Source organism: Noviherbaspirillum autotrophicum (assembly GCF_000818395.1).
GTDB lineage: Bacteria > Pseudomonadota > Gammaproteobacteria > Burkholderiales > Burkholderiaceae_D > Noviherbaspirillum > Noviherbaspirillum autotrophicum.
Genome location: NZ_JWJG01000028.1, coordinates 2,932,956 through 2,948,964, shown reverse-complemented (window position 1 = coordinate 2,948,964; position 16,009 = coordinate 2,932,956). Strand labels below are relative to the sequence as shown.

At 63.4% G+C, this 16,009-nt stretch carries 11 protein-coding genes and 1 pseudogene; 8 read left to right on the top strand and 4 right to left on the bottom strand.

Going from position 1 to position 16,009, the window contains the following annotated elements; translation table 11 throughout:
- From TSA66_RS27000 to waaA, 4 genes and pseudogenes are all read left to right on the top strand, one after another.
- A pseudogene (locus tag TSA66_RS27000) lies at positions 1 to 152 on the top strand (phosphomannomutase/phosphoglucomutase); the annotation flags it as partial.
- 26 nt (positions 153 to 178) lie between these two features.
- Entirely contained in the window at positions 179 to 1,189 is a 1,011-nt protein-coding gene (gene waaC, locus TSA66_RS14845) for a lipopolysaccharide heptosyltransferase I (protein WP_040040546.1), read from the top strand.
- 8 nt (positions 1,190 to 1,197) lie between these two features.
- A complete protein-coding gene (locus TSA66_RS14840) occupies positions 1,198 to 2,067 on the top strand; it encodes a Kdo hydroxylase family protein (protein WP_040040545.1) in 870 nt (289 codons plus the stop codon).
- The gene (gene waaA, locus TSA66_RS14835; RefSeq protein ID WP_040040544.1) at positions 2,067 to 3,332 is read left to right on the top strand and encodes a lipid IV(A) 3-deoxy-D-manno-octulosonic acid transferase; all 1,266 of its coding nucleotides are present in this window, start codon (positions 2,067 to 2,069) and stop codon (positions 3,330 to 3,332) included. Before TSA66_RS14840 ends, waaA begins: the two co-directional genes overlap by 1 nt.
- Before the next feature lie 52 nt (positions 3,333 to 3,384).
- Here waaA and TSA66_RS14830 read toward each other — a convergent pair whose 3' ends face one another.
- The 3 genes from TSA66_RS14830 to TSA66_RS14820 are packed head-to-tail and all read right to left on the bottom strand — an operon-like array spanning position 3,385 to position 9,167.
- A complete protein-coding gene (locus TSA66_RS14830) occupies positions 3,385 to 4,803 on the bottom strand; it encodes an efflux transporter outer membrane subunit (protein WP_040040543.1) in 1,419 nt (472 codons plus the stop codon).
- Positions 4,796 to 7,948 carry an efflux RND transporter permease subunit gene (locus tag TSA66_RS14825; protein WP_040040542.1) on the bottom strand — a complete coding sequence of 1,051 codons (3,153 nt, stop codon included), beginning with the start codon at positions 7,946 to 7,948 and terminating at the stop codon, positions 4,796 to 4,798. Before TSA66_RS14825 ends, TSA66_RS14830 begins: the two co-directional genes overlap by 8 nt.
- 16 nt (positions 7,949 to 7,964) lie before the next feature.
- Positions 7,965 to 9,167 carry an efflux RND transporter periplasmic adaptor subunit gene (locus TSA66_RS14820; RefSeq protein WP_040040541.1) on the bottom strand — a complete coding sequence of 401 codons (1,203 nt, stop codon included), beginning with the start codon at positions 9,165 to 9,167 and terminating at the stop codon, positions 7,965 to 7,967.
- A 224-nt stretch (positions 9,168 to 9,391) separates the two neighbouring features.
- Here TSA66_RS14820 and TSA66_RS14815 point away from each other — a divergent pair, with 224 nt between their 5' ends.
- The 4 genes from TSA66_RS14815 to TSA66_RS14800 all read left to right on the top strand — a co-directional run bounded on the left by TSA66_RS14815 (position 9,392) and on the right by TSA66_RS14800 (position 14,687).
- Entirely contained in the window at positions 9,392 to 10,051 is a 660-nt protein-coding gene (locus tag TSA66_RS14815; protein WP_040040540.1) for a TetR family transcriptional regulator, read from the top strand.
- 177 nt (positions 10,052 to 10,228) lie between these two features.
- On the top strand, positions 10,229 to 12,247 hold the full coding sequence (locus tag TSA66_RS14810; protein ID WP_052452343.1) for a TonB-dependent receptor plug domain-containing protein: 2,019 nt from the start codon (positions 10,229 to 10,231) through the stop codon (positions 12,245 to 12,247).
- Between the two features lie 44 nt (positions 12,248 to 12,291).
- Positions 12,292 to 12,786 carry a YfiR family protein gene (locus tag TSA66_RS14805; protein ID WP_052452342.1) on the top strand — a complete coding sequence of 165 codons (495 nt, stop codon included), beginning with the start codon at positions 12,292 to 12,294 and terminating at the stop codon, positions 12,784 to 12,786.
- A complete protein-coding gene (locus TSA66_RS14800; RefSeq protein ID WP_052452341.1) occupies positions 12,783 to 14,687 on the top strand; it encodes a putative bifunctional diguanylate cyclase/phosphodiesterase in 1,905 nt (634 codons plus the stop codon). The genes TSA66_RS14805 and TSA66_RS14800 overlap by 4 nt, the downstream gene beginning before the upstream one ends.
- Here the strand turns inward: TSA66_RS14800 and TSA66_RS14795 are convergent.
- Positions 14,677 to 15,993, bottom strand: coding sequence for a TolC family outer membrane protein (locus TSA66_RS14795; RefSeq protein WP_040040539.1), 1,317 nt, complete (start codon positions 15,991 to 15,993; stop codon positions 14,677 to 14,679). The genes TSA66_RS14800 and TSA66_RS14795 overlap by 11 nt on opposite strands.
- Between the last annotated feature and the right edge of the window lie 16 nt (positions 15,994 to 16,009).

Genomic DNA, 16,009 nt, shown 5'->3' with positions numbered 1-16,009 from the left:
CGGACGGCTTCGGGCTGGCGCGCTCGTCCAATACCACGCCGGTGGTCGTGATGCGCTTCGAAGGCGAGTCGGAAGAGGCGCTCAGGCGAATCCAGAATGAATTCCGAACTGCGCTACTGGCTGCGAAACCGGATGCGGCGCTGCCATTCTAAAAGCGGTTGATGAAAGCTGATTTGTAGTGAAAATTCTGATCGTACGGGTATCGTCGCTGGGCGACGTCGTGCACAACATGCCGATGCTGGCCGATATCCTGCGCCATTATCCAGATGCACGGATCGACTGGGTGGTGGAAGAGGCGTATGCCAGCCTGGTGCGCTTGAACCGCGGTGTGCATAACATCATTCCATTCGCGTTGCGCCGCTGGCGCAAGAGCTTGCTTTCCAATAAAACGCGCGCGGAAATGCGCGCGTTTTATCATGCATTACGTGCCGAATCCTACGACCTGGTGTTCGATACCCAGGGGTTGTTCAAGACCGGCATGGTGATGGGCATGGCACAACTTGCTCCGGCAGGCCGACGCATCGGCCTGGCAAATGCCACCGAAGGCTCTGGCTACGAAGGCATATCGCGCATTTTTCATACCTCGAGCATCCAACTCGACCCGCGCACGCATGCAGTGCAGCGGGCACGTCTGGTTGCTGCCGCAGCACTGGGATACAAGGTCGACACCGCAGCCGACTTCAATCTGCAGGCTCCGGATGCCTCACATGCAGCATGGCTGCCAGCCCGGCCTTATGCCGTGTTTTTTCATGGTACGGCGCGCGACGCAAAGCGTTGGGACAACGCCAGCTGGGTCCGGATTGCGCGCGGCTTGAACGCGCGCGGCTTACCCGTGTTGCTTCCCTGGGGGAACGAACAGGAGAGGCAAGTGGCGCAGCAACTGGCTGCCCAGATGGAAAATGCAGTGGTCTTGCCGAAGCTGCCGATGATGGATGCCGTTATCCTCGCACAACGCGCTGCACTCGCGGTCGGCGTCGATACCGGCCTCACCCATATTGCCGCTGCGTTTAACCGGCCGACCATTGAGCTGTATTGCGATTCTCCACGCTGGAAGACGGAAGGAAACTGGTCTTCCAACATCGTCAATCTGGGCGACCTTGGCATGCCGCCAACCGTTGAGCAAGTCCAGGAAGCTGTCGACCGCCTGCTTGGCCCTGCACATGTCTCCGCTCCCGCCGGCACGGCATAATAGCGGTCATGGAACAGCAAATCATTGAAATCGATAGTGCCGAATGGCGGATCGCTGCGCCGCAGGATGCATGGATTCATGCACTGGAGGCCGGCAAGGTTTTGTATTTTCCACGCCTTGGATTCCAATTGACGGACGCGGAAAAACGTTTCCTCACGCCGGAAATCCGCGATCCGAACACGCGTAATATCAGTCTCGATGCCAACGGCAGCCTCAAAGGCGCGACAGGCGACGCCACAGCACAAAAAGAATTGGCGGCAATGATCGGACGCTTTCGCGCGCAGGCGCAGATATTGATTCATTCGCTGCTGCCGCGCTATACGAGCGCGTTGCGCTTGGCGCCGACAAGCTACCGGCCATCCCAAGTCGAATCGCGAAGCCAGTCGTGGCGTGCCGATGACCGACGCCTGCATGTCGATGCTTTCCCGTCACGCCCGAATCATGGCGAGCGCATTTTGCGTGTCTTTACCAATATCAATCCCAACGGTGCAGCGCGCGTGTGGCGCGTCGGCGAACCTTTTGAAGCGGTCGCCAAGCGTTTCCTCCCGCGCAGCAAACCATATTCCCGCTGGCAGGCGAAGGCGCTCCACGCATTGCACGTCACCAAGGCGCTGCGCAGCGAATACGATCATTTGAGGCTGCAGCTGCATGACGGCATGAAATCCGATTTGCAATATCAAAAAGAAGCGCCGCAAGTCGAAGTGCCATTCCCGCCCGGCTCGGTGTGGGTATGCTTTTCCGACCAGACCTCGCACGCGGTGACCTCGGGGCAGTACATGATGGAGCAGACTTTCCACCTGCCGGTTGCGCAGCAATACAACCCCGACGCCAGCCCGCTCGCCATCCTTTCGCGGCTGACTGGCCGCTCGCTGATCTGATGCGTTTTCTCTATTCCGTCGCTTGGTGGCTGGCGCTGCCGATCGTGCTCGCGCGCCTGTGGTGGCGTGGGCGCAAGGAGCCCGGTTATCGGCAGCACATGGCCGAGCGCTTCGGGTTCTACGGCAAGCGCACCACGACGATGCCGCTGATCTGGATCCATGCAGTGTCGGTCGGCGAGACGCGTGCCGCCCAGCCCTTGATCGAGGCACTGCTTCATGCCTACCCGGCGCACGGCATTTTGCTCACGCACATGACGGCGACTGGGCGGGAAACAGGGCACACGCTCTTCGGCAAGCATGGTGCGCGCGTTATGCAGAGCTATCTGCCGTACGATACCGGCTGGATGGTCGGCCGGTTTCTGCGCCACTTTTCTCCGCGGCTGTGCGTACTGATGGAAACGGAAGTGTGGCCGAACGTGATGGCGCAATGTGCACGTTACCGCGTTCCGGTTATGCTGGCCAATGCGCGCCTGTCAGAGCGTTCCCTGGGCAAGGCCAAGCGGCTTGCCGCATTGATGACGGAAGCGGCGCGCAGCCTGACTTGCGTTGCGGCGCAGACCGAAGCCGACGCCGCGCGCATACGGAAGCTTGGTGCGCCCCTTGTGCAGGTTACCGGCAGCATCAAGTTCGATGTAACGCCGCCGCCGGAAATGATCGCGCAAGGCGCGCTGTTGCGTGCTCGGATGGGACAGCGCAAAGTGCTGTTGTGCGCCAGTACGCGCGAAGGGGAAGAGACGCTGATACTCGATGCACTGGGCGGCGCCGACGCGGACAATGGGCTGGTCGTGATCGTGCCGCGCCATCCGCAACGTTTCGACGAAGTCGCCAGCATGATTGCGTCGCACGGCTTCAAATTGCAGCGGCGTTCGGCATTAGGCGATAAAGCGGTTGCCCCGGACGTGCAAATCCTGCTGGGGGATTCGATGGGGGAAATGTTCGCCTATTACGAAGCGTGCGACGTGGCATTCATTGGGGGGAGCCTGCTGCCGCTGGGAGGGCAGAACCTGATCGAGGCCTGCGCCGTCGGCAAGCCGGTGCTGGTCGGGCCGCATACCTTCAATTTCAGCGCAGTCAGCGACGATGCGATCGAAGCCGGCGCGGCCCTGCGGCTGGACGATGCGCCGACAATGATCGATTGCGCCCGCAAGCTACTGCGAGACGACGCCGAACGTGTGCGTATGGGGCGGCAGGCGCTGGCGTTCGCGCAGCAGCATCGCGGCGCGACTGCGCGGACGATGGCACTCGTTGCGCCTCTGCTGCACTAGCACGCAACGCGGGCGAAATCATCGCCCCGTGCCGCCCCTTCTTTCGCCAGCCTTATTGCGCCGCTGCCGGTCCCTCTGAGGTTTCCTTCAATCCGCCGCCCAAGGCGCGATACAGGTCGATCGCATTCGTCAGCTTCAACTGGCGCGCCTGAATCAGCGTCTGCTGTGCCGAAAACAGTTCGCGCTGCGCATCCAGCACGTCGAGCGAGCTGGCGACGCCATTCTGATAGCGCTGATCGGCCAGTTTCAGCCGCGCGGACTGCGCCTCGGCGACCAGGCGCTGGGCATCGATCAGCTCGTCCAGCGTGGCACGCGCCGCCAAGGCGTCGGCGACTTCGCGGAACGCGATCTGGATCGATTTTTCATAGTCGGCTACGGCGACGTTGTTGCGCACCTCCGCCAGCGACAGGTTGGCCCTGTTGCGGCCGGCATCGAACAGCGGCAGCACCAGCTGTGGCGCGAACGACCATGTTTGCGAACCGGAGTCGAACAGGCCCGACAATTCCCGGCTGGCGGTGCCGATGCCTGCCGTGAGCGAGATACGCGGGAAGAATGCCGCGCGTGCCGCGCCGATGTTGGCGTTGGCTGCTTTCAGGCGCTGTTCCGCCGCCCGGATATCGGGGCGCCGCGCCAGCAGGTCCGAAGGCAGGCCGGCCGGGATATCGGTGACGATAGTCTGTTCCGCCAGCGTCTTTTCCTGCGGCAGGTCCCCCAGCGGCTTGCCGACCAACAGCGTTAGCGCATTCGTTGCCTGCGCCCGCTGCCGCGTCAGAGTGGCGAGCGATGCGCGCGCTGATTGAACGAGGATCTCGTTTTGGCGCAGGTCGAGCGCGGACGAGGCGCCAACGTCGAAGCGCTGCTTGGCCAGCTTGTAGCCGGTATCCCGGCTTTCCATGGTCTTGCGCGCCAGGTCAAGCTGTTCCGCAAGCGATTGCTCGGTGAGGTAGGCTTTGGCGACTTCCGCCACCAGCGAAATGCGTGCCGAGCGCGCGGCTTCTTCGGTGGCCAGGTACTGCGCCAGTGCAGCATTGTCGAGGTTGCGCACGCGACCGAAGAAATCCAGTTCGAACGAGGCAAGGCTCAAGCCGACCTGATAACTGCTGCCCACGATCGCGCTACCCGTCGACGACAGGCTGGCGGGCGTGCGCGCACGCGTGCCGCTTGCCGTGGCATTCAGGCTCGGCCACAGGTCGGCCGACTGGATGTTGTACAACGCGCGCGCTTCCGCGATGCGCAGCGCGGCGATGCGCAGGTCGCGATTGTTTTCCAGCGCGGTAGCAATGAGCGACTGCAGCCGCTGGTCCGGGAAGAATTCGCGCCAGCCGATGGCCGTCGCGTCGCCGTTGCGTTCGCCAGCCTGCGTCGGGTAGGCCGATGCCACCGGCGCTTGCGGGCGTTCGTACTTCGGCGCGAGCGAGCAGGCGCTCAGCACGCCGGCCGCAAGCAGCGCCAATGTCAGTTGTTTAGTCATGCTTGCCTTCCTCGATTTGTTGCAAGTGCGCCGCATACATGCGCTGCTGGCGTTCGCTGCCTTTGAAGATCCTGCGCACCACCACGAAGAACACCGGTACCAGGAACACCGCCAGCACGGTGGCGGTAATCATGCCGCCCATTACGCCCGTGCCGATGGCACGTTGGCTGGCCGAGCCGGCGCCGGATGCGATCACCAGCGGCAGCACGCCGAGGATGAATGCGAGCGAGGTCATGATAATCGGGCGGAAGCGCAGGTGCACCGCTTCCAGCGTGGCGTCGATCAGGCTCCTGCCTTGCGCCTGCAAGTCCTTCGCGAACTCGATGATCAGGATCGCGTTCTTGGCCGACAGGCCGATGATCGCGATCAGGCCGACCTTGAAGTACACGTCGTCCGGCATGCCGCGCAGCGTGGCGCCGAGCAGCGCGCCAAGCACGCCGAGCGGCACCACCAGCAGCACCGACAACGGGATCGAGGTGCTTTCATAGAGCGCTGCCAGCACCAGGAAGACGGCGACCAGCGACAGCGCAAACAGCGCCGGTGCCTGCGAGCCGGAAGTTTTTTCCTCCAGCGAGCCGCCGGTCCATTCGTAGCCGAAACCGGCCGGCAGCTGCGCCACCAGTTTTTCCATCTCTGCCATCGCTTCGCCGGTACTGTACCCCGGCGCGGCATCGCCCGAAATCTTCATCGCCGGGTAGCCGTTGTAACGCACCAGCTGCACCGGCCCCGTATTCCAGTGCGAACTGGCGAACGAGGAGAACGGCACCATGTTGCCCTGGACATTGCGCACGTACAGCTGCAGCAGGTCTTCCGGCTGCAGGCGCTGCGGGGCATCCGCCTGCAGGATAACGCGCTGCTGGCGGCCCTGATTCGGGAAGTCGTTCAGGTAAGCAGAGCCAATCGCGTTAGACAGCGCGCTGTTGATGTCGGCAAACGACACGCCAAGCGCATTCGCCTTGTCACGGTCGATGTCGAGCTGCAGCTGCGGCGTGTCTTCCAGTCCTTCCGGTCGCACGCCCTTGACCACCTGGCTCTTGGAAGCCATGCCGAGCAGCTGGTTGCGCGCGGCGAGCAATGCATCGTGGCCGTTGCCGCCGCGGTCCTGCAGTCGCAGGGTAAAGCCGGTGGCGTTGCCGAGTTCGCGGATCGGCGGTGGATTGACCGGGAAGATGATCGCGTCGCGGATCTGCGACAGCGCGCCGAACGCGCGTCCCGCGATCTCGGTGGCAGACTCGCCCTTGCCGCGCTCGCTCCAGTCCTTGAGCGGGGTAAATACCAGGCCGGCATTCTGCCCGCTGCCGGAGAAGGAAAAGCCGGACACGGCAACGGTGCGCGCGATGCTCGGCTGCTTCAGGTAGTACTGCTCGACCTGCTCGATGACGGCCTTGGTGCGATTGACGCTCGCGCCCGGCGGCAGCTGCACGTTGGTGATCAGGTAGCCCTGGTCTTCGATCGGCAGGAAGGAGGAGGGCAGGCGTACATACAGCAGCGCGACGCAGGCAATGATGACGCCGTAAATCACCATGTAACGCCCGGTCTTGCCGAGGATCTTCGCGATAAATCCCTGGTAGCCGGTGGCGGTACGGTGAAAGCTGCGGTTGAACCAGCCGAAGAAACCTGTCTTCTCATGATGGTGGCCGGCCTCGACCGGCTTGAGCAGCGTGGCGCACAGCGCCGGCGTGAGCGACAAGGCCATCAGCGCCGAGAACAGCATGGACGACACCATCGACAGCGAGAACTGGCGGTAGATTGCGCCAACCGCGCCGCCGAAGAAGGCCATCGGGATGAACACGGCGACCAGTACCAGCGTGATGCCGATGATCGCGCCGGTGATCTGCCCCATCGCCTTGCGCGTGGCGTCACGCGGAGACAGGCCTTCTTCGCTCATGATGCGCTCGACGTTTTCCACCACCACGATCGCGTCGTCGACCAGGATACCGATGGCCAGCACCATGCCGAACATGGTCAGCACGTTGATCGAGAAGCCGAAGGCCGACATGGCGGCGAAGGTGCCCATCAAGGCGACGGGCACCACGATGGTCGGGATCAGCGTATAGCGCATGTTCTGCAGGAACAGGTACATCACCAGGAACACCAGCACCACGGCTTCCAGCAGGGTCTTGACCACTTCCTCGATCGAGATCTGCACGAACAGCGAGGTGTCGTACGGGATGTCGTACTTCACGCCGGTCGGGAAGTAGCGCGACAGCTCATCCATTTTGGCGCGCACCGCCTTGGCGGTCTGGAGCGCGTTGGCCGTCGGCGACAGCATGACGCCGATGGCGGCCGTCGGCTTGCCGTTCAGTCGCGCCGAGGTGGCATAGGACTGCCCGCCGATTTCGACTCGGGCGACGTCGCGCAGGCGCACGGTCGAGCCGTTGGGGTTGGCGCGCAACACGATGTTGCCGAATTCCTGCGGCGTGGCCAGTTGGCCTGTCACCACGACTTGGGCGGCGATTTGCTGCGAGCCGGTGGTGGGCAAGTCGCCGAGGGTGCCGGAAGCCACTTGCGCATTCTGGGCGCGGATGGCGGCGGCGACGTCGCCGGGTGTCAGTTTCAGGCCGACCAGCTTGGCCGGGTCGATCCAGATGCGCATGGCGCGCTCGGTGCCGAACAGCTGCGCCTGGCCGACGCCGGGCACGCGGCGGATCTCATTCAACACGTTGCGCGACAGATAATCGCCCAGTGCAACCGGGTCGAGCCGACCGTCGGTCGACGACAGCGTGGTAAACAGCAGCACGTTGCTGCGTGCCTTGGTGACCTGCACGCCTTGCTGCGTGACGGCCTGCGGCAAGCGCGGTTCGGCGCGCTTCAAGCGGTTCTGCACGTCCACTGCCGCCAGATCGGGATTGGTGCCGGCCTGGAAGGTGATGGTGATGGTTGCCTGGCCGTTCGCCTCGCTTTGCGACTCCATGTACAAGAGGCCGTCGGCGCCGTTCATTTCCTGTTCGATCAAGCTGACCACGCTGTCGTCCAGCGTCTGGGCCGATGCACCCGGGTAGACGGCGGTGACGACCACCGACGGCGGAGCGATGGTCGGATATTGCGCCACCGGCAGCTTCGTGATCGACAGCGCGCCGGCCAGGAGGATGAAGAGTGCGATCACCCAGGCAAATACCGGGCGGTCGATAAAGAATTTGGCCATCTGTTGCCTTCCTTAATCAGGACTTTTGCGCTGCAGAGGCAGGCGCGCTTCCGGCCTGGCCGGCTGCGGCCGGTGCTTTCCATGGCATCGGCTTGACGGTTGCGCCCGGCTTGGCTTTCTGCAGGCCTTCCACGATCACGCGGTCGCCGGCTTTCAAGCCGTCGGTGATGATCCACTTGTTGTCTTGCACTCCGCCGGTCTTCACCGGCTGCGCCATGACCTTGCCGTCCTGGCCCACGACGAGTACCGCCGAACCATCTGCCGAGCGTGTCACGGCCTGCTGGGGCACGGTCAGCGCCTGTTCGTCGACTGCCTGTTCGATGCGCGCGCGCGCGTACATCCCGGGCAGCAGGAAACGGTCGGGATTGGGGAAGATCGCGCGTAGCGACACCGCGCCCGTCGTTTCATCTACCGATACGTCGGAAAACAGCAGCTTGCCCGGATGCGGATAGGCGCGGCCGTCGTCGGTGACCAGCGTGACCGTCGCGCGGTCCTTGCCGACGCTTTTCAGCTGGCCGTTTGCCATCGCCTGCTTCAGGCGCAGCAGTTCGGCGCTGGACTGCGAGAGCGTCACGTAGATCGGGTCGAGCTGCTGGATGGTGGCCAGCGGGGTCGCTTCGCCCTGGCCGACAAGTGCGCCTTCGGTCACCTGGGCGCGGCCGATGCGCCCGGAAATGGGGGCGTTGACGGTCGCATAGCCAAGGTTGAGGCGGGCGGTCTCCTGCGCTGCCTTGGCGGCGGCGACGTCGGCGGTTGCCTGCTTTTGCGCCGTCAGGGCGTCGTCGTATTCCTGCTTGCTGATGGCGTTGGTTTCGACCAGCGGCTTGTAGCGCTGAATCTTCAGCGTGGCCTGCGCCAGGTTTGCCTGCGCCTTGGCCAGGGCCGCCTCCGCGCTGTTGTACGTCGCCCGGAACGGTGCCGGGTCGATCCGGTACAGCACGTCGCCGGCCTTGACCTCGCTGCCTTCCTGGAAAACGCGCTTGAGCACGATGCCGGGCACGCGCGCGCGCACTTGCGCGATGCGCGTGGCCTCGACCCGTCCTGGCAATTCGTTGGTGACCACGATGCGCTCCGGCTGCACGGTCGTCACCGATACTTCCGGCGGCGGCATACCGGCGCCCTGGGCTTGCGCATTCGGGATCTTGTCGCCGCACGCAGCCAGCGATGCCAGCATCAGGGTGGCTGCGGCAATATGGGGAATAGGACGAATTGAACTCATGGTATCTCGCACAGTAATTGAATCGGGTCGCGATCGGGCGGCATGGCAACGCAACAGGCACGGGAGCGGGCAACTCCGGACGCGGCGCTTAATGCAGCTCTATTCTTCTTGAAGGAGGAAGGCTGGTATTATACATACATGCATGGATGTATGTTGGATGCCCCCCTCCACGGGAATATGACTCTACCGTAGTTTGACCGTTTTCACATTCGCAACGATTTATCATGGCCCGATCTACCAAGGAAGAAGCGCTCGAAACACGCAACCGGATTCTCGACGCTGCGGAAAACGTGTTTCACGCACAAGGCGTGGTGCAAACCTCGCTGGCCGAAGTGGCGCAGGCAGCGAACGTGACGCGGGGCGCGATCTACTGGCATTTCAAGAACAAGAGCGATTTATTCGACGCCATGTGCGAGCGGGTGCGGCTGCCGATGGAATCGATGGTGGAAGCCGGCGCGGAGGATGTCGAGCCCGACCCGCTGGGCAAGCTGCGCGATACCTGCTTATTCGTGCTTCATGAAGCCGTGCGCAATCCGCATTCGCGCAAGGTGTTCGACATCATTTTCCACAAGTGCGAATTCGTCGACGAAAGCGACCCGATCGTGATCCGGCAGCGCGAGTGCCACCTGCAGGGAATGGAAAATATCGAGCGCATATTGCGCAACGCGATCGCAAGGGAGCAGCTTCCCGCCGACCTCGATGTGCGCCTGGCAGGCGTGACACTGCATGCGGCGGTGGATGGATTGCTCAACAACTGGTTGTTCGCGCCCGACAGCTTCAACCTCGACGGCAATGCCGAAAGGCTGATCGACGCCTGTTTCGACACCCTGCGTTACGCCCCTTCCTTGCGCAAGCAACCACGTACGCCCGTGACGCGCGCCTGAGCGAGCTGCGCCGGTTGCGCCCCGCGCGTTGTGCGGCGCAGCTAAAAAATCAGCCGCTTGGCTTCCCAGCTTGGGTAGAATGTTGCCAATAGACATCTTTTTGATGTGCATCTTGTCATTCATTCATGGCGCCCTGGGAGCAGGGGACGATCGCCATACCGAGCTAGGGTCGTCGACATGGCGGGCAAATCTATCTGTTGCGCGAAGCGGATCAAGCGGGATGTCGCCCGTTGCTGCGCCCTGGCGCTCGGCCTGTACATGTGCTCGCCTGCCGGCGCCGCGGTCGACGACCACGACCTCGCCTCGCTGCCGATGGAGCAGCTCCTCACGCTCGAAGTCTACAGCGCGTCGAAATTCGTGCAAAAGGTCAGCGATGCGCCATCGGCAGTGTCGGTGGTCACCGCCTCGGATATCCGGGTCTTCGGCTGGCGCACGCTGGCCGACATCCTGCGCAGCATGCGCGGGCTGTACTTGAACAACGACCGCAACTACAGCTATCTCGGCGCACGCGGCTTTTTGCGCCCCGGCGACTACAACACACGCTTCCTGCTGCTGGTGGATGGCTATCGTGCCAACGACGTGGTGTACGACCAGGCGGCCATCGGCACTGAATTCACGCTCGATGTCGACCTGATCGAGCGCGTCGAATTCGTTCCCGGCCCCGGCTCATCGATCTACGGCTCCAATGCCTTTTTCGGGGTGATCAATGTCATCACCAAGAGCGGCCGCAACATGAGCGGGGCGCGCGGCGCCGTCGAGGCCGGCAGCTATGGCGCGCGCAAGGCGCGCGCAAGCTATGGCTGGCATGACGACGACAGGGAGTTCTTGCTGTCGGCAAGCTCCTACCGCGCCGATGGTCAAGACCTGTACTTTCCCGAATTCGATACGCCCGCCCAGAACAACGGCGTCGCAAGAAGGCTCGACTTCGACCGCGTGCAAAGCGTGTTTGCGAAGGGATCGGTCGGCGCGATCCGCATCACCGCGTCGCACGGCGAACGCAGCAAGGGCATCCCGACCGCATCGTTTTCCCAAGTGTTCAATGATCCACGATCGCACACCGTCGACACCCAAAGTGCCGTCGACGCGAACTATGCCGGAGCGCTATCCGAACAGGCGGAGCTGTCGTCGCGAGTGTATTGGGGGAGCAGCAGCTACCAGGGCGATTACATCTACGATTACCCGCCGCTGACGGTGAACCGCGACGGTGCGCGTGCGCGCTGGTGGGGCGGCGAGGCGAAGCTGGTCAGCACCCATTTTGCGCGCCACAAGCTGGTGGCGGGAGCGGAATACCAGCGCGACTACCGGCGCGATCAGTACAACTTCAATGTCGAGCCGTATGCGCTGAACCTCGACGACCGCCGCAGCGGCATCCGTGCCGGGGTCTACCTGGAAGATGAAATCATCCTGCGTGACGACCTGCTGCTCAACGCCGGTTTGCGCTACGACCACCATTCCACCGCAGGCGGCGCCTACAATCCGCGCCTTGCGCTGATGTACAAGCTGGCGCCCTCGACCACGGTCAAGACGGTGTACGGCACGGCTTACCGCGCGCCCAATGCCTACGAGCTGTACTACCAGGTGCAGGGAGAAGGCGGGCAAAAGGCAAACCCCGCGCTGAAGGCGGAGAACATCCGCACGCGAGAACTGATTGTCGAGCATTACCTGAACGCCGATACGCGCATTACCGCATCGGCTTTCCATAACAGCGTCAGCGACCTGATTTCCCAGACCATCGATCCGGCTGACAACCTGGCAGTGTTCCGCAACGTTGACCAGGCCACTGCGCGCGGGCTGGAGCTGGAGCTGGAAAAGGCATGGGGCGGCGGGGCCAAGCTGCGCACCAGCTATAGCTGGCAGCAGGCGCAGGACGATTCGACCGGCGCAACCCTGGTCAATTCGCCGCGCCATCTGGCCAAGTTCAATCTAGCCGCGCCGCTGCCGAGCACTGCCTGGTGGGCCGGCGCGGAAGCGCAGTACGTTGGCCGCCGCCTGACCCGGCAAGGCTCGGCCGGCGGCTACTGGCTGGCCAACCTGACCCTGTCATCGCTGCGGCTGGCGCGCGGGATGGAAGTCTCCGTCAGCGTCTACAACCTGTTCGACCGCGGCTATGCCGACCCCGGCTCCGTGGAACATGCGCAGGACGCGATCCGGCAGGACGGCCGCAGCTTTCGCCTCAAGCTGTGCGCGGCTTTCTGATGCCCATGGCATTGTGGACGAGATGGCGGATCATACGGTGCTTCATGGCAGCGCTGTTGCTGCCGATCGGGTCGGCCGCAGCGCAGACGGTGCAGGAATATGATCTGAAGGCGGCATTCGTGTATAACTTCGCATTGTTTACTGACTGGCCGGCGGATACGTCCTACGAGGGCGGCACGCTCAATATCTGCGTCAATCCCGGCAGCGCGCTGCGGGCGCCCCTGATCGGCATGAGCGACCGATCTATCAGGGGCCGCAAGATCGCGGTGCGCAGCCTTGCCGCTGGGGGCAACCTGCGAACTTGCCATGTGGTGTTTCTCGACGTTGCAGACAAGGAGCGCTGGGCGACTATCAAGAAAGGATTGGGCAGCGGCGTGCTTACCATTGCGGATGATGAAGAGATCGATCGGGACAAGGTTGTCATCGCGCTGTCAATGGACGGCAACCGGGTTGTGTTCGATATCGACACGCGTGCGGCCCGGCAGGCCGGGCTGGTGTTGAGTTCCAAATTGCTGCGCCTGGCGCGCATGGTGCGATGAAAACGCCAGAGACAATCGCCACCGCCGGTCTGGGACGCTGGCTGACGCTGTCCAACCTCGCCAGCGCTGCCACGGCGCTGCTGGTGGCAAGCGTACTGCTGATCGTGTTCCAGTTCCTGTTGCTGCGCAGTGCGATGGTCGAGGATCTCGGCGTGCAGGCACATATCGTCAGCGACAACAGCGTCGCGGCGCTGCTGTTCAACGACGGCAGGGCGGGGACGGAAACGCTGGATGCGCTGGCCGCGTCGCCCAGCGTCCAGGCGGCCGGAATATTTACCCTTGGTGGGCGGCAGCTGGCTTCATATACGCGCGGCCGCGCCGCGCCGGTGGCACCGCCATCGCCCGCCTTGCTGGAGGCTGGCCACCGGTTTGGCTTCAGCCGCCTGGAACTGGTGCGGTATGTGGATTCCCAGGACATCCATATCGGTTATGTCGTGGTGCGTGCCGGGCTGGAGCGGCTGTACGCGCGGCTGGTCGGCTATGTCGTGCTGACTCTGTCGATCGCGCTCAGCTCGCTTGCCGCGGCCTACCTGTTGGTGCGGCGCATGCGGCGCCGGGTCAAGAGTGCCGAGGCACATTTGCACTATCTGGCGCATGTCGACCCGGTCACTGGCCTGCCGAACCGGCACGCCTTCAACGAACGCCTGCTGTCCGCGCTGTCGCGCGTCGACCAGGCGGGGGGCAGTGTCGGCCTGCTGCTGCTCGACCTCGATAATTTCAAGATCGTCAACGACACGCTGGGGCATCAATGCGGCGACAGGCTGCTCAAGCTGGTCGCGCAGCGCCTGATCGCGTGCCTGCGCAGCGTCGATGTGATCTGCCGCATCGGCGGCGACGAATTCGCCGTGATCCTCGAGTCGGACGCCGGAGCGCAAGGCGCCGTCATCTCGGCGAAAATTCTCGCCGCCCTGGCCGAGCCCTTCGATGTCGACGTGCATGACATCTACGTCACCGCCAGTATCGGCATCAGCTCCTATCCGCAGGACGGGCGCGACATCGAGACGCTCATCCGCAACGCCGATACCGCGATGTACCAGGCCAAGAACGGGGGCAAGAATGCATTCGAGCTGTTCCGTCCGGAGCTCGACCAGCGGGTGCAAAAGCGCCTGTCGCTGGAAGTCAATCTGCGCAAGGCGCTGGAGCGGGGCGAGCTGATGCTGTATTACCAGCCCCAGTTCAGCCTAAAGGATGGCCGCCTGGTCGGCCTGGAAACGCTGCTGCGCTGGAACCACCCGGAGCTCGGCCTGATCAGCCCGGCAGAATTCATCCCGGTAGCGGAGGAGAGCGGGCTGATCGTGCCGATCGGGCGCTGGGCCCTGCGCGAGGCTTGCAGGCAGGTGGCGGCATGGCGCGCGGCGGGGCTGGGAGATGTGCATGTATCGGTGAACTTGTCGGCGCGGCAGACCAAGGACGGCCAGCTGATCAAGGACATCATCGACGCCTTGCGCGAGGCCGGCATGTCGCCCGGCCAGCTCGAGCTGGAAATTACCGAAACCGTGCTGATGGAAAACGTCCACGCCAACGTCGAACTGCTGCAGAACCTGCAGACCGAAGGCATCCGGCTGTCGATCGACGACTTCGGCACCGGCTATTCATCGATGGCGTATCTGAAGCGTTTCCCGATCGATCAGGTGAAGATCGACCGCACCTTCGTGCGCGACATTCCCGGCGACGGCGACGACGAAGCGATCACCACCGCCATCATCGCAATGGCGCACAGCCTGGGCCTGTCGGTGGTGGCGGAGGGGGTGGAAACCGAGCAGCAGCTCGATTTCCTGCGCAAGGCCGGCTGCGACATCATGCAGGGTTATTACTTCGCCGAACCGGGCACGCCCGAGCGCATTGCGGCATTCCTGCGCAACAGCGTTACGCAGGAGGGCACGGCGCGAATCAGTGCTTGAGCAGCGAATTGATCTGGACGAGGTCGTCTTCGCCGAGCGTGCCGGCGGCGGATTTCAGGCGCAGGCTGTTGACGATGGTGTCGTAGCGCGCCTTCGACAAGTCCCGCTGGGTCGAATACAGCTGCTGCTGCGCGTTCAGCACATCGATGTTAATGCGCACGCCAACCTGATAGCCGAGGCGATTCGATTCCAGTGCCGACTTGCTGGACACTTCCGCCGCTTCCAGCGCTTTGACTTGGGCTAGCCCCGCGTTCACACCGAGGAAAGCCTGGCGCGCACCTTGGACGGCAACGCGGCGGGCGTTTTCCAGGTCGGCGCGCGCCTTGTCTTCGAGCGCGATCGATTCACGCACCTTGCTGTCGACGGCAAAGCCGGCAAACAGCGGAATCGCCCACTGCACGCCAACGGTGTTGCTGTTGCTGACGGTGCCAAGGGTGGTGGGCGAGGCGTTGTTGCTGTGATTGCGGCTCGCCACCAAGTCGACGGTCGGGTAATGGCCGGCCCGGTTGCGTTTGATTTCACGCTGGGCGACTTCCAGCGCGAGCTGCTGCCCGACCACGCCGTAGTTTTGGCGCTCCGCGCTGTCAACCCATTTGTCGATGCTGACCGGCTCCGGCGCGTTCAGTTTTACGCTGGCCGGCAGCGGCGCCAAGTCGGCCGCCGGTTTGCCGATGATCTGCTGCAGTGCGGTGCGCTTGATTTCCAGGTCGTTCTGCGCTGCGATTTCCTGCGCCACGACCAGGTCGAATCGCGCCTGCGCCTCATGGGTATCCGTGATGGTGGCAGTGCCGACCTCGAAGTTGCGCTTGGCTGCCGCCAGCTGCTCGGTAATGGCCGTCTTCTGGGCCTGCACCGATCCCAGTGCATCCTGCGCCGCCAAAACATCGAAGTAGGCCTGCGCCACGCGCACGATCAGGTCCTGCTGCACCTGCCCGAACTGAGCCTCGCTGACCGCCACCAGCAGCTTGCCCTGCTGGTATTGCTCCCAATTCGCCACCCGGAACAGCGGTTGCGACAGTGCCACGGTATAGCCGCTGCTGGTGAAGTTGGTGTGCGGCCGGTCGACTCCGCCGACATTGGCATCCACTCCGGTACGGCCATAGCTGCCGGACGCACCAATCGTCGGCAGCAGCCCGGCGCGTCCCTGCGTCGTCTTTTCCTGGCCGGCAGCCAGTGCCGCGCGCGCGCTGGCGTACTGCGCGTCGTTGGCAAGCGCTTCCTGGTACACCTGCAGCAAATCGGTTGCATGTGCATTCAGCGTCAGGAAAGTGCCAGCAATGAGCGTGGCGACAAGGGATTTGCGCATCAGGGTTCTCCGTTGG